Below are 19,377 nucleotides of genomic sequence, written 5' to 3' on the forward strand. Positions count from 1 at the left end.
CCATTTAGGAGACACGCCCTAGGCCTCGTTCAATCCGTCGGATGGACTCTCCGGGGTGCGCCATGCCGGTTTGCTGAGCCTGTTCGAGTTCATCCATGCCGGACGAGACTCTATCGATCGCTCCTGCGAAGGAGACTTCCAAACTTTCCCCGTACCGGCGCCGGATTGGTCGTGGAGCTTCAACAGGTCGCCCGTGCTTCGTAGCCTCAGAGTCGCTTCAACACGTGCCATGCCTACGGAAGAGGACCGGATGAACGACCTAGCGGGCCGCAACCGAACTGTCGCCGAGTCAAACGCAGCGGGCGACAATCGTCGTCAGCGCTCAGACTCAGCTGTCCCGAACCTCGCCCGCATCCCATTGTCGGACCTGCGCGACCAGAGTCCCCCGAACCTGACCGCGCTCTACGCCGAAGTGCAGGACGGTCAGGCGCTGATTCCGGGCTTGAAGATGGGGCTCGGGGCTCTCACCGTGCAGCGGTGGGATCCCGCCTACGCCGCGGCCGGTTGGACGCTCTACGGCGCGGACCTCACCCTCGACCAGGGTCACCCCTTCGGGTCGATGTTCTACCGCAACGACACCGACGGCCGCGTCCTCCGCATCGGAGTGAAGTGGCATCCCCCGGCGCAGCAGCTCGAGTTCCCCGCCCTGCACCCGTCGAAGCCGGAACTGACGTCCGACTGCAGCGATGAGGAGGTCGCGGCGGTGACGCTGGATGCGCGGAGTCGTATCGGGGTTCTTGTCGCGGTCAACGCGCAGATTGGGTCGTTCGTCGCCACGGAAGAGTCCGAGAACGCCATCCTCGACGCATCCGGGCTCGGACTCGAGCGGCTCTCCGAAGATGACCCGCGGGTCGCTGGCCGTGGCTGAGCGCTGGCGACGTCGGACCGCAGGGCTGAGGCGGCGCTGATGGGTGACCGGGAGTGGGTGCAGACCATTCGGCGGGAGCAGTCGATTCTGTCGTTGCCGTTCGGGCTCGGGTGGACGATCGACATCACACAGACACTGGTCGCTCTCGCGGCGGCGGGGATGCCGGCGAAGGTGGAGGCGTTTGACCGGCTTCGGTTCGACGACGGCCGGTCCGGGTTCCTGTCCACACCGAACCCGACGGCCACGATCAACGACGACGGCACCCCGGCCGAACGTGACGAGGACCTCATCGTCCTCCCCGGCGGGTCGGAAGGCGGCGTGTTGTCGTTGGCGCGGCGGTACCCGGATTTGGTGGTCGTGAACGGGAAACGGCAGCGCGTGTGGGCGGGCGGCCGGCAGGTGTACGGCACGTCGATGCAACGGGACGCGACACCGGGCTGGCGGACCGTGTTCGCCATCGCCCGAACCATCGCGCTGCACGGAAGCGGCACGCACGCCATCGCGGACCGCACCGGCATCCCCGCAGATGACGTCCGCGCCGCCATGCCCGCTCTCGGCACGCACGTGTTCCACACCCCCGTTGGGTGGGAGGCAGCCGACCGGCCGGCGCTGTGCGATTGGGCGTTAGCGGCGTACCCGGGGCCCGGCGGGGTCCGCACGTGCTGGAAACGCGACGACACCATCGACGTCCAAGCAGACCAGCTCATCGCCCTCGGCGGGCTGATGTCGGACAGGTGGGCCGCGCAACAGTCCGGCGTCTTCGTCCCGCCGAACCGGCTGACGGCCTTCTTTGCCCAGCACCCCGATATGGATGCGCTCGGCTACGAGCCGGCCACCTCGGACGACGCAACGGTGACGGTCGTCATCCCGCAGGACACCACCATCCTGACCGCGGCCGAGGGGTGTTGCACCGACGACTTCATCACCGCGCACGTCATCTACACCGACAGCTACGCAGACGTGAACACGGACGCGGTGAACGGGCTGCGGCAGCTACTGCACTTCCAATCCGACCTCGCCCACGACCTTCGCTGGCACCCCTCTGGCAGCTGATGAGAGAGGTCTGGTGATGTTGCAGCTGCTGTCGCTGACGTTGGCGTTCGACGATGCCCGCTTCTTCGGCTCCGTCATGTTCAACGACGCTGACCACCCGGACGAACCACCGCCGACGGTGCTCGTCGATCACGCCGGCGAGGCGCCGTGGTTCCGGCTCCGCAACGTCGACCCGGACGCGCAGGACCTGTCGGTCCCGGCGATGGTCGAAGCGGACCGCATCATGCGCTTCATCCTCCGCTATGCACCCGAGCGCATCGGCCGCACCGCGGCCGACTTCCCTCAGCAGCCCTGACCGCGCTGCCCTGTCCCGTCTACCTGGAGGTATCCGCTGATGATGCGTCTGGTGTCCCTACATCTGTCCAACGACCGGATCCTCTGGGGCCACGTGCTCCTCGAGGACACCGACAACCCGAACGCGCATATGGTGCAGATCCTGCTCCGTGCCATCGACAAGGAACCCGGCTACGAGCTCTACGACAAACACAACACCGTCCTGACCGACACGACCGTCCCCGCGACGCGGGAGGCGAACCGCATCGTGCAGACCCTCCTCATCCCCGCCTCCGAAATCGCCCGACGGGAGAAGGCCATCCGCGCGGTCATTCACTCTGGCTACCTCGAAGGTGCTCCGGACGTCATGTCGTGGCAGTCGCAGCTGTGGATGTTCGCCCGCGGGGAGATCACCCGCGACCAACTCCGCGCCTACACCGACGTTGGCCGACAGATCCCCCGCGCACCCGGAGTCGCCCCCGCCGACGAGGCGGACGTGCCCGAAGACTGGTGGCAGGCCACGCAGGCCCGCATTCGCCGGCACCTGCTCGAGTCGACCCTCACCGAGGCGGAAGCCGCTGCAGCACTGCAGGTGAGCATCGACGAGGTTGGTGAGTTGTTCGGGTCGAACCGGCTGCTGAGCTTCGACCTCGAGGGCGAAGAACGCATCCCCGACTGGCAGATCCACCAACCCGCCCTGCCCGAATTCGGCGACCCAGCAGTCCTCCTTCCCGGGCTTGAGGTTTTGTACGCGGCGGCACCGCAGCCGCTCCTCGACGCGGCAGCGATGACTGAGTTCATGACCACACCCCGCGCGTTCCTCACCGTCGGCGATGTGCCGCTGACACCGTTGGACTGGATGCGGCAGGGCCGCCCGCTCGCGACGATCGTCGCCCTGTTTCGTGGGCGGCGGTGGCGGTGGTGACAAATCGGCCGGACCTGTTCCTGATCAACGTCGCGTTCGACGTCACTGGTGTGCATGGGCTCATGTTCTTCCGGGACCCAACAGGCAGGGAGCACCGGCAGATCGTCGTCGATGGCACTGGTGACGCCGCCAGCTACCGGTGCGAACCGGCTCACGGTGACACCAGGGACGGGTGGGAGCCGTACCTCATCGAAGCGGGCTGGCTCATGGCACTTATCCGTCCCGACACTCCGGAGGAACGCCGCTGATGGGCCCAGGACATGAATGGGTCGCTGCCGCGTACGGCGACGGGCCGCAGATCACGATGCCGTACGGGCTCGGTGACACCACCGACCTCACCGACGCCCTCACCGTCCTCAAACTCGCCGGCCTCCGCGCAGTCGTGGAGGCCCACGACACGATCCGCCTCGCAGACGGACGCCGCGCACGCTTCCCGTCGCTGACGCAGAACCCTCGCGACGAGCCCGCCGTGGACGCGGAACTGCTGCTTCTGGCGCCGCGGACCGTGACGACGACGCAGATCGCGCTCGCGGAACAGACATCGACGGTGCTCCTCGTCGACGTGGACCGACGACGTGTCTGGGTCGACGGGAAACAGGTCCTCGGCGTCCACGAACGGTGGAAGGACGCTGCACCGATCTACGTCACGTTCGCGGTCGCGCGGATGCTCGCCGTCAACGGCGCCACGTTCGACGGGCTAGTGGGGGCAGGACTGACTGCCGGGCAGGTGGATGACGCACTCGCCCGGCTCGGGAAGCGCGTGCACCGCACCAGCATCGGTTGGGAGTCCCGACACGTTGGCGGGCTCGTGGACTTTTCCATCGCCTGCTACCCGGGGCCGGGCGGTATCCGGACCCGGTGGACGTCGGATCTGCCGCTGACGGAGCAGGCAGAGCGGCTCATCAGCGCCGGCTGCCGGATCTCCGGCCGTGCCATCTCGGGCCGCCCCGGCTACCCGAAGATCAGCAAGCGGGACATGCCGTACCGGCTTGTCGCGTTCACCGAACGGGAGCTTGACATGACGGCGCTCGGCTTCGAGCCGGACACGGTCGGCTACTCCGGCACCGAACTGATCCTCCCCGCCGACCCCACCATCGCCCTCACCGCCGAAGCCGCCGGCTACACCGACCGCACGGACGACATCATCACCGCCAACACGCTCCTCCGCGCCGACATACGCAACGACGACGACAACTCCGCCCTCGAAGAAATCCGCGACCGACTCCAGTTCGCGGCCGACACTGGCTACGACCTCCGCCACAACCTCCCCGGCTGACCAGGCTCCGGCGCGATCAGGACTTCGAGGCGAACGGGCCACCTACGCACGCCACTCGCATCAGCCTGAGCGGGTCAACCCACCGATCCCCTCCCTGGCTGCCGGTGCTTCACCGAGCTCCGCCAGACCCACGCCGCGAGCTTTGTCTCACCACGACCCGCTTCGACCCACACCGCATCATGGGTCAACCGGAACGCCTGCGCGTCGTCGCGACGGATGAGACGGTCCGGCAACTGGAACCACGCGTACACCGGCAACGGTTCAGGCAGGTCACGAACGCCGACACCCCGTGCCTCCTCCTCGAGCGAGAACGGGTCCGGCGGTACCCAACGACCTGAACGACGACGACCCATCCCGGAATGGTACGAACCAGCACTGACGTGGAGAGGGGCGGCCGTATCGCGGCCCCTCATTGAGATTCAATCCGAACGGGCTATCTGCGACACGACCTCGCGGAGGGCGGCCACACGGCCGCAGCCGCCGGATGGAGGACCGGCGAAAGAAACATCGGCGGCTGCTTACGCGGCGGTGGGCGTGACGTTCCCGAGCTTTCCGAGTGGGGGCTACCGCCGGTCGAGAATCGTCTCGCCGCCGCGCTCGGCCACCCCCAGTCAGGATCACTCCCGATATTCGTCTTGATTGGCCCCGGATGAAGCCCGTCGTACGCTGCGACCATCGCTTCGATGCGACGATTGGAGATTTCCCGGGCCGATTCGTTTACGAACGCTCGCCGGGGCCCGCGCAGGTGAGCTTCGCAGCGTTCGGGTCTCGCCTCATCGTCTAGCTGTCGCACGGGATGAACTAGAACTAGTATTCGCGTGTGACCACTTCCCGACAAGCAGTCAACGGACTAGACCTTCTAGAGGCCTACTTCGGCGAGCGTCTGGATGGGGACCTCCGTGAGCGAGTGAAGTCTGCGCCAACGGGACATCTGGTGGCCTTCGCAGAGGTTGCCCGCGAGAAAGGGTTGGACTCGTTCCGTTTATGGAGAGAAGAGCCGCTCAGGGATGAGGTGCGGGAAGATTTGTCGGGTGAACTAGCCTCTGAAACTCTTCTGCTCGATCACAAGAGACCGCTTTCTGCCCGTCCTGGTCTGTCCCAGCTCTTGCTACTCGCACCGACCGTTGTCGTGGCCGACCCAGTATGGGCATGGGTGGATGCTCTCGGGCCTGATGGCACGTGGGCCTACGGCGGAGCCTGGCACAGAGATAGCACACCACCTTCTAATGCGCTGATTCAGGTACTGTCGGGACTGATGCCGCTTGGTGATGCAATTCGCTCCGGCGTCGTGCAGCTCCTACGACCCCCGGTGGAAACATCAATCGAGATGAATCGATTGTTCGTGAATCCGACAACGCACAGCTTGCTTCGGGACGCTTTTCCGGGATGGGGTCTCATGCAGGATGAGCACGATAAGGACGTCCCGGGCAGTGACAACGACGACACACTCGCAATGAATTTGGACTACTACTACACCGCCGAGGAACGGTGGGAGGCAATGGGAAAGACGATTTTCCCCCGGTTGAATCCGACGGAAGGAGTACGGCAGCTGCGCCGCGCTATCGCTCTCGACGATTACGCTGCACTTAACTCCCTCACCCCGGCCCCGTCCCCGGGCGTCGAGGATTTTCTCCAAGTAGCAACTAAGGGCGCGAGTGCCAATGGTCAATCGTTCAAGCTAGACCTACCTATAATGAATCTCACACTCGCTGACGCGCTAAAGATGCGCGGAGGAGAAGAGGTTTTCTCGGCGATCCGAGGCGCCCTTCTGGAAACCATCCGGCAGACCGGATCCTCCGTGAGGGGCGAGTCCGTAAATGAGTACGCAAGTCGCATGAGCGCGGCGGCGCGCGATACGTTTGCTGAAGCAGAAAATCAGCTACGTAAGGAGCAAGCGAGAAGTTTCCTGCTTGGCAGCGGCCTGCCCGCAGCGGCCGGCGTTGCATTTGGGGTCGGAATGAAGATGGGAGGATTGCCCGCGCCCGGCGGACCCGCGGGCGTTCGATCCGGTCTTGAATGGGTTTTCCGAAAGCGAAAGCAACGTGCGGAAGCGGCCAAAACAGCGCTCCAATACGCAACAAACGTGCGCCTATCGGGACATTTATAAGACAAGGCCGCTGCCCGATAGCCGACCTTGAGTTCAGTCGTGACCGTGACGTCGGCGCCATCGTTGACCCGCTGGCCACGCTCACCACCCTCGGCTGCGCCTCTGAACGATTTCCTCGTTGCGACCTTAAAATTCATGACGCGAGCACAGAGTCAAACCGCCGGCCTGCGCGCGGTCGTCGAAAGCGCTGCCAACATCCGAAAAATGGATCCGGGTAGAGCGCCAACAGAGGCACGCCGGATCCGGAAGTCCGGATCACTCTTGGTCAGTCTTTTCACGCTCACGCTGGGCAGAAGGACGGCTCGAGCGTCCGCACCCTCCACATGGACGCGCCTCATATCCATCGTTCTTGTGGTCACAGTCGGGGCACGACCAGTACTCCGCTCCTTCCGCCGTTTCCTGCGTCGCCCCAGCCAGGACACGAACGGACCAGTCGTCGTCAAGTCGTGCGTCCGTCAACAACCGAACGGAAGCGGCGTCCGGGTCGGTCCAAGCTGCTGTCGCTGCGATTGCGCCCCGACGGACAGCGGCCCGGTCACCCGCGAGTAGAGAGCGTGCGCGCACGGCGGGATCATCTGCCGTCCAGACGGTGATTCGTGCGCAATTTCCCGCAGCAACGACCGACGTCACGGCAGAGTCCGCCGCGTAGGACGCGAGTTCAACATTGATCTCGTACTGGAGTAGAAGCTGCACCGAGGCGTCGCTGATCCAGTCGACGTTGGACGTCACCAAGTGACAAAGGTCACGACGTTCATCGGCACTCAGGTCGGACAGGTCTGGGAGCGCCCCGTGACGCGGCGTGAGCAAAAAGAAGTCCCGTTCGAACGGTTCCATCGATTCCGTCAGCAGCAGTCTCGCTTCGTCTTCGACTGCTCGCAAGTCAAGGTGGTACGCGCGGGTGAAGATCTCAATTGCTCGGTAAACGTCGGCAAAGCCTTGCTCGTCGAGTGTCTCGAACTGCGCTACGGCGGGATCGAAAAGGGCCCGCGCGTTCATCGCTTGCAGAAGGTCACCGAGATTCACCGCTCTCCAGGACTGCGCACTAACCGTACGCGAGCGGCGTTTCTCCGCGAGGAGAGATATCAGCCAACCCCATGAATCGCGGTGGAGACCGCCGAGGAAAGCCTGGAGGCCTACAAATGGCGGCTTAGGGTCGGTAAAGCCGCGTCGTGCCAGTCGTGCCTGAGTAAGCGAATAGAGCCCGTGCCTAGCGTAGCCGGCAGCGTTATAGAGCCAGCTTGCCTCGTCCGGCGACAGTGGGCAGCCTGATTCAACGATCGCCGCGGCGAGTTCTCCCAGTCCGTTCGCTACAACCCGTCGTTGGCCGCCAAAGTTATAAACGCCAGTACGTGGGTCTTGCTTAGGACGCCGCGACGCGTCCTCCTTTGCAGGAAGATGAACGTTAGCCATGATGTTCCGCGCTTCGATGGGCAGGGCGGCGCTGCCGTCGATGGCGCTGTCATGGATCGCTGCGATCGCTGCACAATTCCGGCCCTCTTCCCCCTCGGTCGCGGAGCGCAAAAAGGCATCTCTGTCCAAACGATCCCGGTGCTCGAGGTCGAGTGACGCGACAACGATGAGCACCTCGGATTTCAGCGGCTCCAGATAAGCGGTTCGTAGGCGTCCTACTCCAGACCGCCCGGAGACGGGAGCGATTCCGTGGAGTGCGATCAACGCCGGGAGGAGCTTGCCAGCGGCGGAAGCGTCGATGGGATGCGCATCAATCCATCTCATGAGCACCGCGCCAGCGGCATACGCGAGGGTGAGGTCGGTCGTGGCTCTCGTGGCGTGGCCGATAAGTGCCAGTAGGACACGCTCATCCTGCGCGACGGCAACGATAAGCCCGTCAAGCCTGTTAGGAGCCGCGAGAGCCTCAGAGATCGCCGCATCGAGCACGTCGTCACCTTGTTCCGCGAGCCAGAGCGCGCCGCAGATCTCCGCCCACCGGCGGTACCGGGCTCGCACTGTTGTCCGACTCCGGTCAAGGACCGCGGCGCACTCATCCCAGTACCAGAGCAATTGCTCGCCAATGGACGCTCGAACAGGTACCGACAAGTTCCACGGCTCCAGCACCTCAACTGCAAGGGCGACCACCTCTTCGATGGTGGCTGCGCCCTGACGGTCGAGCAGATGGCCAACAGCGACAATGAATTGCTTTACCATCAGCGGTCGAAGTTCATGGTCCCAACCGCCGGGCGGCTTCCGCTTTTCGCTCAGCGTGGCCCAGGCGGACGCCCGGTCGAGAAGGACCGCTGGGAGCGCATGATCGACGGAGGGCTCGACCTCATCATGTTCGGCGAGGTACGCGGCGAGTAAACCAAGGTGGAGGGGCGTTTTGAGGAGCGGATCGGACGACTTCTGTCGGAGGTCTTCCAGCCACGATGATCGTTCTGCTACCCAGGCCTCGGCGTTCTGCCCGCGCAAGCCACGTTCATCTGCCTTCTGTCCGAGGATCGCCGTTATTGCCTGGTCAAAGTGCCCGGTATAGCTCAGGGTCGTCTGCTCGATGTCGAGCCGTCTTAATCGAGTCGCCGCATCCGGCCGGCTAGTCAACACCCAGCCCGTCCCCGCGTGAAGCTGCGGCATGAGGCGGCGGATACCTTCCGCCACGACATCAAGCTTCCCGAACGCCTCATCGAACCCGTCTATGAAAAACGTGGCGCGGCCGGACCGCGCCATCTCAGTGAGTGCCCGCGCAACCGCCCTGTTGTCGGTGTCGTTCACGCGCGATGCGGCGAGGCGGGTCAGAAGGTCCAGCGTGAGGTCCTCGGCATAAGTCACCTGGCTGGCGATCTGTTCGAACTTGACCAGGATTGGGGCGGGCGCGCGCGCGTCGGACGCCCACGCAGCCGCGAGCTGCGTCAGGAGGGTGCTCTTTCCGATACCAGGGAGGCCGACGACGATGAGGTCCGATTGCCGCCGAGCCAAGCGCAGGGGCTTACTAGTTCGACTATCACGGTCCTCCGTCGCGCGACCGAGACTCCAATCGCTGATGAGGTCAGCGCCCTCCACCGGAGGTACCCCGGGAGCGAACGATTCAAGTTCGAGCTTGTTAGCTCTCTCCGCGAGGACAAACAGATAGCTGCGAAGCCCATCTCGCAAGGCCTGGTGGCGTTCACCGGGGGTCCGATCGTAGTCTGCGCGAGGACTAATGCCCGCGGCCGCGAGCGCGTCCACCCAGGTCGCGATGGCGGTTCGCTCTTGCCGTGCAGCTGCCTGGTGCATCCGGTGAATCAAAACGTCGAACGCGCGTTCACCGTTGGCCGAGCCGACGATGGTTGACAACCACGCACTCGCGATCGCTCGATGAGGCCCGCCGGTCTCGGTGTTGCACTCAAAGAAGCGGCCGTGGTTGAGCACGGTGCCTGGAAGCGAGTCAGATATGGTTCCGAGCTCGTGCATGATCCGTTCGAAGTCGGCCTCGGCTGTGGCCGAAGGCGTAGCGACTGGCTGGCCTCGTCGACTGTCGAGCACTGCTTGCGTGTGACGAAGTGGCGCGCTGAGCGAGGCGGCGGCCAGCACAAGCTCGTCGACGGGGTCAAGCGGCTGCTCGTTCCATTGCCGGAGCGTGCCGTGGAGCGGTGCGCCCATTCTGCCCCGCCGTTTCGCTTGCACGAACCACTTGCTGCCGTCGCGGAACACAACCTCGATGTCGTCCGTGGGCGAGTCGGTCTCCAGAGCGACCTCCGTCGGGATACCGCTCGAGGCATCAAGACCGCCGACGGGTTGACCCGTCAAGGCAGCTGCGGCGAAGAACGCGGCGACGCCAGCACGATGGAGACTGCCCGCTTCGTTTGCCGCGCCTCCCCGGAGACCCCGACGTGCATCGCTCATAGTGACGAGCCTACATTTTTCGTTCGGTAGCGAGGCCGAGTCCGAGTCCGCGCCGTCCGCTTAGGGTGCAAGCGTGAGTTGATCGAGAATGGCGTAGCAACAAGCAGCTTTCGAAGCGTTCTACAGATCGCGCCTTGCTCGCGTTGCAGAAGCTCCCCAGATGTTTCACTAGCTGATCGACGATCGAGGCGGTCTTCGTTCTGGCGCTACGCTCTGACGATGGTCGACGGGGAGCGCACCGGTCGCCGGCGAGGACGGCCGCTCACGCGTGCGGAACGTACCGCCAAGCGAAAACGGTACGAGCTGCCGATGTGGTTGCAGCGACCCTTCAGATGGTGCTGGACTTGGCTGATTCGACCGATCGTGCTCGCAGTCCTCAAGGTCCTTGATGTAGCGGTGACCGTCTGGCACTGACATCCGCGTCCGGTAGCCGATCCGCTACCGACCAGTTCGAGCCTTTGTGAGCAGCGCGACACCGAACACGAGCGCGCCCCAACCGAGTGGTGCCAGGACGACCAAGAACGGTGCCCCGGTTCCGGCAGCGGTCAGTGCCATCGCGAACCACAAAAACGCGATGGCCCCGGTCCCCGCGGACAGTGCTCCCATCGTGAGCGCCGCGCCCCAACGCGACACATCTGACGACAAGGGCACCACCAACAGGCTGCACACCACCGCTCCAACGATGCCGGGCACGATGCACGACCAAAAGGCCGACCCTACGGAGGCCCATTGGTCAGGGCCCGCCCCAGACCAATGCACCGGCACACGGGAAGGAACCGTCTCCCAGCTCAGACGAACGGCGACAACTGCGGCCGGAGGCACCCACGTCAGCGCCGCCACCACAAGCGCGGCTCGCACGCGCACCCGCTGCTCCGCCGACGCTGAACTTGTTGCCCCCGCTGTCACCCTCGCAGGCTAACCCCGCCACATAGCGACCGGTAGGGGATCGGCTAGCGGACGGCGAAGTTGGCGCGATCGTGTGCTTCCGCTGACACGGTGGCGTTGCGGCCGGCACGCTACAGGTGGCTAGGACCAGTAATCGGCCCGCACCACCAGGAAGCCCTCGTCGACCTCCGACGACAGGTTGATGGTCCGGGGGTCCCAGATCGTGCCACCGATCCGGTGGCCGAGTCTGGTGCCAAGCTCGGTGACCAGGTCCTCTGCCGTCGTCCCGCTCGGAGGTCGAACCGTCAGGAGCCGCCAACATCCGCCGGAGCCGCACTCAACGTCGTCGTCAACGACTTCGGACTCTGAAGGGAGCGCGACCACGGACGCGGGCGGCACATCGCCCTCGGTCGCAAACAGGAACAGGGCGCTGTAGCGAAAGGCCGCCAGCGCTGCGACGAGCACGAGGACCACGACGACGACGCGACGCACCGTGCCCGTGTTGCGCCGAGCGCTTCCCATTGCCGGCGCACCGCCCATGCCCGTCGCGCTCCCCACGGCGACACGATAGCGGGCCAGGTCGAGCTGATGAGGTGCGTGCACCGCATCGGGATCCCCTGCCGGGACGGCCCGACAAGCCTTTCCAAGCTCACTCACGGAAAACGAAGTCGATGAGCCCGAAGATCGCGATGACGAACGCCACAGCGCCCGCGGCCACCGATATTCCAAGCGCGACCGCCGCGGTGACGCGTTCCCGCCGCAACGCGAAAGATGCTCCCGACAATGCTACCGCGACCAGGGCAACCGGAAGCGACAGAATCTCGAGGGTGCCCCACACGCCCCGGACGCGGTTCTGCAGATCCGTCGGCGCGATGTAATCGAGATCGTGATCGAAGCTGATTGGTGGGTAGCCGACCGCGTGGGCGTACGAGCCGGCCAGCACCATCGCAGTCACCCAGGTGAGCAGCGCGGTGAGCGTCGCGACAGCCAACCAGTTCAGCCCTCGCCGTGGGAGTCGTTCCCGAGGTTCTCGTCGGGGCGCCAGCGGGGACCCATCCCAGCCATCCTCGTTGTCCCACGCGTCCCAGTCGGTCACTCTGCGAGGCTACGAAGCCGTTTGGCGCACGTCATCGGCCGGAAGAGGGAAACACATCCGCCGGTGTAGTCGGCCGATTGCCGACCGTGTACGGCGCCCTGAACCTCCCAGAGGACGACCGGTAGCCGATCGGCAATTGGGACGGAAGCCGTCAGTGACGCTCACTGAGGTATGACCAGGATCGCGCGCACCGTACCGTGGCCCATCCCGTCCCGTAATCCAATCGGTCGACGGGACGGCAGCGGCCGTTTTGACCAGTTCGCGTGGTTGTGATCCTCGAGGGGAGCGGTTGGTCAGCGCCGGAGGGTGTGCTTCGGGTACTCACCAAACTCGTTGAGGTACTCGTGGGAGAACCGCCCCATGTGACCGAACCCCCACTTGGAGGCGATTTCCGCGACCGTCGTGACGTCCTGGTCGGCTTCTAGGAGGTCTGCGTGGACGTGCCGGAGTCGCACTTCTCGGAGGTAGTTCATCGGCGCCACGTCGAGTTCCCGTTGGAAGGACTCTTGCAGGCTGCGGACGCTGATACCTGCTGCGTAGGCGATGTCCGAGACGGTTAACGGTTCGGCTGCGTGTTGGTGGATGAACTCCACCGCTGCTCGCAGTCGCGCGTTCTTGCGGTCCCCGAACCCCTCCGGAAGCGTCTCACCCTGGAACGGGTACAACCCGAACAGGGACCGGGCAACATCCCGTTGTGCCTCATGCCATGCCATCGACGAGGGGCCCACGGAGCGGAGCGCGTGCATCGCGGACGCCACCGACCGACGCCACTGCAGAACCGCGTCCGTGGTTGGGGCGACGGACCGGTCGAACGCGATCGTCCCGTCGGTGAGGTACCGTTCCGCGGCGACGTCGAGGACGAGGTCGCGGCTGAGGTGGACGAGGCGTTGGTCCCAGTCCTCGTACTCCATCTCGAAGCGTTGCTCGATCGGGAACAGGGTCGGGATGCGGTGTTGCAGCTGCACCTCGTTGCGGCCGACGTCCACCCGTCCGCGGCCCGCGTCGATCCACTGCACGACGACCTCGTCCTCGACCGTGACGTCGCCGCGGAGGTAGCCGTGCATCTGGAATCGGTGGATGCTCATCCGGTCGTCGCCGACGGCGACGTACTTGTACCAGTAGCCGGAATCGATGTGGGATGCATGCCAGGCACGGCCCGCGTATAGGCCGGCGAGGTCCCGGATCGCGCTGGCGGTGTCGGTTCCCGCGAAGGCGACGATCGGAGCAATTGCGGCGGGGGCGGTCTGCAGGTCCGTCACGAGGTGCACCGTGTCCGGGAGGCGGAGCGGTAGATGCGTGTGCCGCCGAAGAGGAGGACGGCTGGGTTCCGGGGGGTTCCGTCGTGGAAAAATCTGGACGGCAGGAAGAAGCGTGTGGCGGTCATCAGAGACCGGCCTTCCGTGAGGCGCTGAAAGCCTCATCGCTGCCGGGCCATCTCGCTGCGTCAGTGCTTCGCGGCTGCGAACATCGTTCTGACGACGAGACCGCAAAGGGCGCCCGGTCCTGTCACCATACGCGCGCCCGACCGCTTTCAGCGACCCCGTCCGGGACACACGTCGATAAGCGGACGTTTCATTTCGTGAACTGTCGTCTTCAGAAGCCGACACCCGGCGACCCCTGCGACCGACGGCACGGGGGCGGACCAGGAGCGCTTCATACCGTGAAGCGACGCGACTTCCCGTTGACGTCGCTCACGTCGACTGCACGTTCTGGTTGCGAGGTCGCGAGGTCGCGCTCGAGCTCGAGTTCGATGTCCTCGGACCGCGCACTGCAGCCGCCGTTCAGTCCCGACCCCCTCGACCACGAAAGACACCCTCGCCGCCAACGACATCGCACAAGGACGCGTCACAGACCCTGGATCTGGAATGTGGATCCGCGCTGAGGGTTCGACGTCCTGCCAGCGTCTGGGGCGGCAGGGGGGCGGCAGGTGGGCGGGTCAACGTACCGTCAGCGGTATGACGAGGGCGCCGGAGCGGGATGGCAGTGGAGCGGATCAGCGGTACGGTGTGGACCCGCGGGATGTGGTGCTGGGGATCTTCGGGTATCTGGAGGAGTGTTTCTCGGACTCGGGTTGGCGGGGCTGCGCGTTCATCAACGGCCACGCCGAGCTCGGCCGGCAGGATCCCGTCATCGCGGCTCTCGCCGCGGAACACTTCGCGGACGTGGAACGCCGTCTCACGGCCGTGTGCAAGGCGGCGGGCATGCCGCGGCACATCGGTCAGGTCCTTGCTCTTCTGGTGGAAGGTGCCCGGGTGGAGTCGGCGGTGCAACGTTCCGCGCAACCGGCTCGCACCGCTCGGCTCGGAGCTGCCATTGTGATGTCCGTCTACGAAACCACCAGCTCCACCGACGCCACCGCCCCCGACTACACCGACATCGACCAGTGGTGACCGCCGTCGCTTGAGCCGGTTCGGTCACCGTGCTGATGCCGGCGGGGTGATGCGGTCGTAGCGCGCGCGGCGGGAAGTCACCTCGTAGCGGGTTCGGGGGGTTCGGGGATGACGCGGAGACCGGCGGGAGTGTTCGCGAGTTGCATGAGTTGCTCGGTCCAGGCGCGGTTAAGTCGGGGCTGCCGGCTGCCCAGGAAGTCGAACTGCAGCGGGATCGTCGGGTTGATCCAGATCGAGCTGTTCCCGCTGCCGGCGGCCGCCTCGTAGTCCCACGAGAACGAGAAGCTCTCACCCCGCCGCACCTTGGCGAGGATGACGACCTTCAGGTGGGCGAGGACCCGGTCGTCGAAGTCGACGGCGATCGACGGCGTGCCGTAGATGAACTTGCCCATGGTTAGGCTCCGAGCCCTTCGTCGATCTCCGCACTCATGCGGTTGAAGTCCTCAGCGGCGGAACGGGCGTCGTCGTCGCTCTCCACGTTCGCGATCACGCCGACCGTTGGCATGTCCGGGACGGGGAACCGCTCCGCCTCTTCCTCCTCGCTGATCCCGCCGACGTCGGCGATGTCGAACTGGCTCGCCGGGCTGAGCAGCAGCGTGTGGGTGCTGATCGCCCCGTTCTCCTCGAGGACGGGGATCTCGACCGTGACACTGTGCTCGGCGTTCGCGACGGTGGTCGTGTGCTCCATCAGAGCGGCGGTGATCGCGTTGCCGGTCACGATCGACCCGCCGCTGAACGTGATGCGTTTCATGCCCGCCACCGTACCCGGGACGCCTCTCCCCCGGCTCGGCACGCGCAGCCGTGACCAGACCTGGCACGGGTATCGCCGAGAAGCACTGTCGCAGTGTCCGGGGAATACGGCGACGGCACCCGTACGGTTGCATGTGCCCACGTGTACAGCGCCTACGGTGAAAGGCGTCGTGCACCACGGGTCCGTGTGAACGACGCAACCGTGAGGCAGCTCCAATGGTTCAACCGCACAGCATCGCCTGGGAGCACCCGAACGAAACCACCTGGACCGCCGACATCGGCGGCGTCGACATCGGCACCATTCACGTCGGAGCGCAGTACGAGCTTGAGACCGTGAGCGGACAGATCCGCGGCTCACACAACTCGCTCTCCAGTGCACAAGCGCAACTCGACGCGTGGAACTCCTGGTCCGCTCAAGCACAGTAACGAACTCGGCCGGAGCCCTCGCCCTGCTCCGGAACCCTGTCCACGACCTGCTCCGCCGAGGTCGTCTCAGGCGCCGAGGTTGTGGAGCAGTTCCGACTGGGCGGTGCCGAGGTTGTCGTAGTCGCCGACGTACCGGCTGAACGCATCAGTGACGAAGTACCCACGTCCGTGCCGGTCGATGGTCCCACCTTCGACCCCCGCGACGCGGAGCACCCAGAGCCCGTCTTCAGGCGCGGACCACTGCACGGGCCTGCGACCGGGCGTGCTCATCGTCGGCCTCCGCCGACGGGGGAGCTGGTGAAGAAGTCCTCGTAGAGGACGGGCTCGGTGCCGACGGCGGTGTCGCCGAACGTCCGCATCCGGCGGACGTGGGCGTACGTGACGACGCGAGCGGGCACGGCTGCCTCGTCGGAGATGTACCGGTTCATGAGATTTTCTGCTTCCTACGGTCCCCAGGTGGTGGGTACTCCGGGATGGGTACCGGAAACGTACGGGGGGGAACAGAAGCGCACTAGAGGCTTGACAAAGCGACCAGTTGGGCCCCCGAGTACTGCTTGGGCGGGTCGTCTCTGGTGGTGTCGTTCCCGATGACCACCGTTTGCCGCCGAGGTCACATGCCGAGGTCGCCGTCGTCCGCTGAGCTCGGGCCCTACGTGCCCCTGGTTTCCTCGACTGAGAGACGTCTGGCTTCGCGGCCTAACCTTGTTGGCATAGAAGGTCTGGCTTCGCGGCCTAACCTTTTGGCATGGAAGATGGGCCGGAATCCGCTGAGGGTTCGTACGAGTACGAGGGCAAGTCCTACCGTCTCGCAGAGGTCGACTCCGAGCAGTGGCGCGTCTACGACGGCGACACCTACCTCGGCGTCGTAGTGCAGACAGATGCGACAGCCGCGGAGCCCTGGATGCACTACGCGTCCAAGCCGCCTGGGTACGAGGGCGACGACCTTCCAACGACGGACGATTGGCGAGCAGCGCTCCGCCGGCTGATCGAGACCGCAAACCTGTAGGGACCGAGGACGACCGTCAGGATCAGCTATCGGTGAGCTGGGCCTCGGCCGACTCCCCGGAGCGCTTGGGGTGCTGGTGACATCAGACAAGTCGTCGCATGGCCAGGTTTGGCGACTCCGTGAGGCCCTCCGTGACCCACGGTAGCTCGGACTTGATATGTGTATCCGGTAGTGGATCCTCTACCGGAACGACCACGAGCGACCGAGACTGCGTTCGGCAGCCCACCCCGGCTATCGGGACACGTCCGACCTTTGCCCGAGTGGGCCGGAGACGAGGGCAGGGATAGTTCCTCAAGGTCTGGGGCACCTCCTCTCCCCCTGTGGCCAGCGTTGGGTTCGCGCTCGTACGGTCGGTGCATGCGAGGAGATATCGAGACCTTCCACCAGGACGGTCACTGGCACAACAAAGTTGAGGGCACCAACGAGGTGTTCGGGTCCGCACCAACGAAACGGGAAGCCGTAGCACGGGGCCGAGACCGGGCGAAGGCAGACAAGGTCGAACACTTCATCCGGAACGAAGACGGCCGAATCTCTGACCGCTCCACCTACACCGGTCATGACCCGAGGAACATCCCCGGCTGACGAACCAGGTCCACGACAGCGCTGGAGCCGAAGCAGAGATGAGATGGCGCTCGGTAGGTCAGCTACGGGGCCCTTCGGACCAAGAACAGGGCCCGAGACTGGCTGATATCCCTGGCGCTCCCGTTGCCGCTGCTTGCCGCCAGGCGCCGTCCGTTGTTATGCACGATGCGGGGGCGGACCGAAATGGCCCCGGCCTGTTGGGGGGAACGGGCCGGGGCCAAGGCGCCCGGACAGTTGGGGGGGGGAACTACCCGGGCGGCACGCTCGAGGACGATGGGGATCACCCCGAGCACGTCCTACGTGTACGACAGGGCGGCGTCGCCGGTGACACATTTGCGCTATCGGCGCACCTGGGTTACCGGGGGTCTGCGCTGTGTTTCGCCGCACCCGCTTAGCCGGGATGTAGCGCGTTGGTCGTGACCGCGCTTGGGTCAGATGTCGAAGCTGAAGTCTGGGACGTTGGTCATTTCGTCAGGCCACTCAGGACGGGCGGGCTGCAGCTTCCGGGTCGCCGCCTCGAGCTTCTCGATGACGTCGGTGTCGAGGGGTTCGTCGGGGCTGTCGGGGACCGGGGTCGAGAAGATTTGGCTGGCGGGACCGATCAGGAGGTGCGCGTAGGCCCGGCTGCCACTTTCGGTGATGACGGGAATCTGCACGATGTCGGAGAGGTTCGCGAGTGCGAGGGCGCGCGCGTAGCGGAGGAGGGCTTTGCAGGTCCGGTCTCCGGTGAGGACGTAACTGTCGACGTAGTGGATGCGGCGCATCGCCCCACTGTGATCGGAGTCGCCTGGGTGCGCGGCTCGGGTGCGATCATGGGGTGTCCGACGCGAGGTTGCGGCGGCCACCGAGAGGACACTGTCATGGGCAAGCTCGTCTACGACTCGACGTTCACCGCGGAGTTCGACGACCGGTTGCTGACGCATCTGCAGATCGTGATTGCCACGAAGCTGCGCCGAGGTGAGTCCTTCATGTTCTCGTGGCGGGATGACCGGGACGCCGGCGACGGGCGCACCGCGATCTGGCTCGACCGGTCCCTGCCCTTGGTGTTCCGGTACTCCGGTGGCCGGGTGCCAGCGATCAACCGAGCATGGGTGGAGGCCCTCAGCATGACCGCCGTATCCTCAGGCGGGCTCCGGATCGTCCCGGAACCCGCGGACCCAGGAGGAGTCTGATGAAACGCACCATCGTTACCTACGGCGGTAGCCAGTACACCGTTCCCAGCACCGACGCGGCGGCCCTTCAGGAGCAAATCACCGCCGGGTTGCAGGCCGAACCGTTCATGTGGCTGCAGGTGAACCACGGCGAGGGCCGCGCCACCCCCGCGCTCCTACTCATCTCACCCGCCACCCCAGTGGCGATCGTCACCGAGCGGGACCCCGACGAGCAAGGCGACGACGATGATCCCGCCGCCCGGTACCTCCTCGAACCAGACGCGTTCCGGTCCGCCTCAACCGACGACGGCCACCTCGAAGTCTGAGCACTGCTGCGACTCCCCTGCTCGATCCCCGGCATCACCACGTCCAACCTCATGGCTGAGATCGCTGTGGCTGCGCGCATCGGCAACGCGGTAGGTGGCCCGGTGCCGCTGCTGTAGCAGCCCGGAAGTACCTGCCTCCCCGGTCGCTCGCCGTCCGTGGCTTCGTCCCTCGCGTTTGCCCCATGTCGGCGGGTGCTCACGGTTAGACGTTCATGGCGGGGTTTGTCAATCCCCTTTTTCGGTGGACGTCCGCTCCGTACCGTTTCTGTCTCACCCCCTTGCATGGAGGGTGTGACACGACCGGAGCAAAGGGGCAACCGATGAGCACGACTGAAGTGCAGGCGGGCCAGCAGTGAGCCGGCACGAGCGGCAACCCGGCGGTCTGTCGGGATTGGCCCGGATTCATCACGAACAGCGGCCACGTCCGCC

Annotated in this window: 23 protein-coding genes; 13 read left to right on the plus strand and 10 right to left on the minus strand. The window is 65.3% G+C overall.

The features are described from left to right. Positions 1–193: 193 nt before the first annotated feature. From J7E22_RS03815 to J7E22_RS03845, 7 genes are all read left to right on the plus strand, one after another. Positions 194–868: a hypothetical protein gene (locus J7E22_RS03815; RefSeq protein ID WP_214979102.1), complete on the plus strand. Its 675-nt coding sequence runs from the start codon at positions 194–196 to the stop codon at positions 866–868. Between the two features lie 39 nt (positions 869–907). Then, a complete protein-coding gene (locus tag J7E22_RS03820; protein WP_214979104.1) occupies positions 908–1,921 on the plus strand; it encodes a hypothetical protein in 1,014 nt (337 codons plus the stop codon). Positions 1,922–1,934: 13 nt separating this feature from the next. After that, on the plus strand, positions 1,935–2,216 hold the full coding sequence (locus J7E22_RS03825) for a hypothetical protein (protein WP_214979107.1): 282 nt from the start codon (positions 1,935–1,937) through the stop codon (positions 2,214–2,216). 51 nt (positions 2,217–2,267) lie between these two features. Next, complete coding sequence (locus tag J7E22_RS03830) at positions 2,268–3,119, plus strand: hypothetical protein (RefSeq protein ID WP_214979110.1); 852 nt, start codon at positions 2,268–2,270, stop codon at positions 3,117–3,119. Continuing rightward, on the plus strand, positions 3,107–3,367 hold the full coding sequence (locus J7E22_RS03835; protein ID WP_214979111.1) for a hypothetical protein: 261 nt from the start codon (positions 3,107–3,109) through the stop codon (positions 3,365–3,367). Before J7E22_RS03830 ends, J7E22_RS03835 begins: the two co-directional genes overlap by 13 nt. Then, positions 3,367–4,395, plus strand: coding sequence for a hypothetical protein (locus tag J7E22_RS03840; protein ID WP_214979115.1), 1,029 nt, complete (start codon positions 3,367–3,369; stop codon positions 4,393–4,395). Before J7E22_RS03835 ends, J7E22_RS03840 begins: the two co-directional genes overlap by 1 nt. Positions 4,396–5,215: 820 nt before the next feature. Then, positions 5,216–6,502, plus strand: a complete 1,287-nt coding sequence (locus tag J7E22_RS03845) for a hypothetical protein (RefSeq protein WP_214979117.1) — start codon at positions 5,216–5,218, stop codon at positions 6,500–6,502. 255 nt (positions 6,503–6,757) lie between these two features. Here J7E22_RS03845 and J7E22_RS03850 read toward each other — a convergent pair whose 3' ends face one another. The 5 genes from J7E22_RS03850 to J7E22_RS03870 all read right to left on the minus strand — a co-directional run bounded on the left by J7E22_RS03850 (position 6,758) and on the right by J7E22_RS03870 (position 13,576). Then, positions 6,758–10,336 (minus strand): NACHT domain-containing protein, encoded by a 3,579-nt coding sequence (locus J7E22_RS03850; RefSeq protein WP_214979119.1) that lies wholly within the window; start codon positions 10,334–10,336, stop codon positions 6,758–6,760. Positions 10,337–10,774: 438 nt separating this feature from the next. After that, positions 10,775–10,987 carry a hypothetical protein gene (locus tag J7E22_RS03855; protein ID WP_214979121.1) on the minus strand — a complete coding sequence of 71 codons (213 nt, stop codon included), beginning with the start codon at positions 10,985–10,987 and terminating at the stop codon, positions 10,775–10,777. Between the two features lie 375 nt (positions 10,988–11,362). After that, entirely contained in the window at positions 11,363–11,695 is a 333-nt protein-coding gene (locus J7E22_RS03860) for a hypothetical protein (protein WP_214979123.1), read from the minus strand. 175 nt (positions 11,696–11,870) lie between these two features. Beyond that, positions 11,871–12,317: a hypothetical protein gene (locus tag J7E22_RS03865; RefSeq protein ID WP_214979124.1), complete on the minus strand. Its 447-nt coding sequence runs from the start codon at positions 12,315–12,317 to the stop codon at positions 11,871–11,873. A gap of 293 nt (positions 12,318–12,610) precedes the next feature. After that, entirely contained in the window at positions 12,611–13,576 is a 966-nt protein-coding gene (locus J7E22_RS03870; RefSeq protein WP_214979127.1) for a helix-turn-helix transcriptional regulator, read from the minus strand. A 696-nt stretch (positions 13,577–14,272) separates the two neighbouring features. Here J7E22_RS03870 and J7E22_RS03875 point away from each other — a divergent pair. After that, entirely contained in the window at positions 14,273–14,707 is a 435-nt protein-coding gene (locus tag J7E22_RS03875; RefSeq protein WP_214979130.1) for a hypothetical protein, read from the plus strand. 77 nt (positions 14,708–14,784) lie between these two features. Here J7E22_RS03875 and J7E22_RS03880 read toward each other — a convergent pair whose 3' ends face one another. Continuing rightward, positions 14,785–15,099 (minus strand): ATP-dependent DNA ligase, encoded by a 315-nt coding sequence (locus tag J7E22_RS03880; protein ID WP_214979132.1) that lies wholly within the window; start codon positions 15,097–15,099, stop codon positions 14,785–14,787. A gap of 2 nt (positions 15,100–15,101) precedes the next feature. Next, on the minus strand, positions 15,102–15,458 hold the full coding sequence (locus tag J7E22_RS03885) for a hypothetical protein (protein ID WP_214979135.1): 357 nt from the start codon (positions 15,456–15,458) through the stop codon (positions 15,102–15,104). 215 nt (positions 15,459–15,673) lie between these two features. Here J7E22_RS03885 and J7E22_RS03890 point away from each other — a divergent pair, with 215 nt between their 5' ends. Next, positions 15,674–15,883 (plus strand): hypothetical protein, encoded by a 210-nt coding sequence (locus J7E22_RS03890; RefSeq protein WP_214979138.1) that lies wholly within the window; start codon positions 15,674–15,676, stop codon positions 15,881–15,883. A gap of 66 nt (positions 15,884–15,949) precedes the next feature. Here the strand turns inward: J7E22_RS03890 and J7E22_RS03895 are convergent, their stop codons facing one another. Next, a complete protein-coding gene (locus tag J7E22_RS03895; protein ID WP_214979140.1) occupies positions 15,950–16,153 on the minus strand; it encodes a hypothetical protein in 204 nt (67 codons plus the stop codon). After that, a complete protein-coding gene (locus tag J7E22_RS03900; RefSeq protein ID WP_214979143.1) occupies positions 16,150–16,311 on the minus strand; it encodes a hypothetical protein in 162 nt (53 codons plus the stop codon). The genes J7E22_RS03895 and J7E22_RS03900 overlap by 4 nt, the downstream gene beginning before the upstream one ends. A gap of 317 nt (positions 16,312–16,628) precedes the next feature. On the opposite strand from J7E22_RS03900, the gene J7E22_RS03905 reads away from it, so the two are divergent. Together J7E22_RS03905 and J7E22_RS03910 are read left to right on the plus strand one after the other, a co-directional pair. Then, positions 16,629–16,889 (plus strand): hypothetical protein, encoded by a 261-nt coding sequence (locus J7E22_RS03905; RefSeq protein ID WP_214979146.1) that lies wholly within the window; start codon positions 16,629–16,631, stop codon positions 16,887–16,889. Positions 16,890–17,246: 357 nt separating this feature from the next. Then, positions 17,247–17,471: a DUF2188 domain-containing protein gene (locus tag J7E22_RS03910; protein ID WP_214979149.1), complete on the plus strand. Its 225-nt coding sequence runs from the start codon at positions 17,247–17,249 to the stop codon at positions 17,469–17,471. Between the two features lie 431 nt (positions 17,472–17,902). Here the strand turns inward: J7E22_RS03910 and J7E22_RS03915 are convergent, their stop codons facing one another. Beyond that, positions 17,903–18,235, minus strand: a complete 333-nt coding sequence (locus tag J7E22_RS03915; RefSeq protein ID WP_214979151.1) for a hypothetical protein — start codon at positions 18,233–18,235, stop codon at positions 17,903–17,905. A 96-nt stretch (positions 18,236–18,331) separates the two neighbouring features. Between J7E22_RS03915 and J7E22_RS03920 the strand changes: the two genes are divergently transcribed. Beyond that, a complete protein-coding gene (locus tag J7E22_RS03920; protein WP_214979154.1) occupies positions 18,332–18,643 on the plus strand; it encodes an ATP-dependent DNA ligase in 312 nt (103 codons plus the stop codon). Further along, positions 18,643–18,948, plus strand: coding sequence for a hypothetical protein (locus J7E22_RS03925; protein WP_214979156.1), 306 nt, complete (start codon positions 18,643–18,645; stop codon positions 18,946–18,948). Before J7E22_RS03920 ends, J7E22_RS03925 begins: the two co-directional genes overlap by 1 nt. The last annotated feature ends 429 nt before the right edge of the window (positions 18,949–19,377 follow it).

Origin of the sequence: Curtobacterium sp. ISL-83, from assembly GCF_018613895.1 — a bacterium.
Taxonomy (GTDB): Bacteria; Actinomycetota; Actinomycetes; order Actinomycetales; family Microbacteriaceae; genus Curtobacterium.

Bases quoted from the DNA above. Each gene is read 5' to 3' on its own strand.
- J7E22_RS03820 (WP_214979104.1), top strand. From the start codon at position 908: ATGGGTGACCGGGAGTGGGTGCAGACCATTCGGCGGGAGCAGTCGATT.
- J7E22_RS03840 (WP_214979115.1), top strand. From the start codon at position 3,367: ATGGGCCCAGGACATGAATGGGTCGCTGCCGCGTACGGCGACGGGCCG.
- J7E22_RS03850 (WP_214979119.1), bottom strand. From the start codon at position 10,336: ATGAGCGATGCACGTCGGGGTCTCCGGGGAGGCGCGGCAAACGAAGCG.
- J7E22_RS03875 (WP_214979130.1), top strand. From the start codon at position 14,273: ATGACGAGGGCGCCGGAGCGGGATGGCAGTGGAGCGGATCAGCGGTAC.
- J7E22_RS03880 (WP_214979132.1), bottom strand. From the start codon at position 15,099: ATGGGCAAGTTCATCTACGGCACGCCGTCGATCGCCGTCGACTTCGAC.
- J7E22_RS03885 (WP_214979135.1), bottom strand. From the start codon at position 15,458: ATGAAACGCATCACGTTCAGCGGCGGGTCGATCGTGACCGGCAACGCG.
- J7E22_RS03890 (WP_214979138.1), top strand. From the start codon at position 15,674: ATGGTTCAACCGCACAGCATCGCCTGGGAGCACCCGAACGAAACCACC.
- J7E22_RS03895 (WP_214979140.1), bottom strand. From the start codon at position 16,153: ATGAGCACGCCCGGTCGCAGGCCCGTGCAGTGGTCCGCGCCTGAAGAC.
- J7E22_RS03900 (WP_214979143.1), bottom strand. From the start codon at position 16,311: ATGAACCGGTACATCTCCGACGAGGCAGCCGTGCCCGCTCGCGTCGTC.
- J7E22_RS03905 (WP_214979146.1), top strand. From the start codon at position 16,629: ATGGAAGATGGGCCGGAATCCGCTGAGGGTTCGTACGAGTACGAGGGC.
- J7E22_RS03910 (WP_214979149.1), top strand. From the start codon at position 17,247: ATGCGAGGAGATATCGAGACCTTCCACCAGGACGGTCACTGGCACAAC.
- J7E22_RS03915 (WP_214979151.1), bottom strand. From the start codon at position 18,235: ATGCGCCGCATCCACTACGTCGACAGTTACGTCCTCACCGGAGACCGG.
- J7E22_RS03920 (WP_214979154.1), top strand. From the start codon at position 18,332: ATGGGCAAGCTCGTCTACGACTCGACGTTCACCGCGGAGTTCGACGAC.
- J7E22_RS03925 (WP_214979156.1), top strand. From the start codon at position 18,643: ATGAAACGCACCATCGTTACCTACGGCGGTAGCCAGTACACCGTTCCC.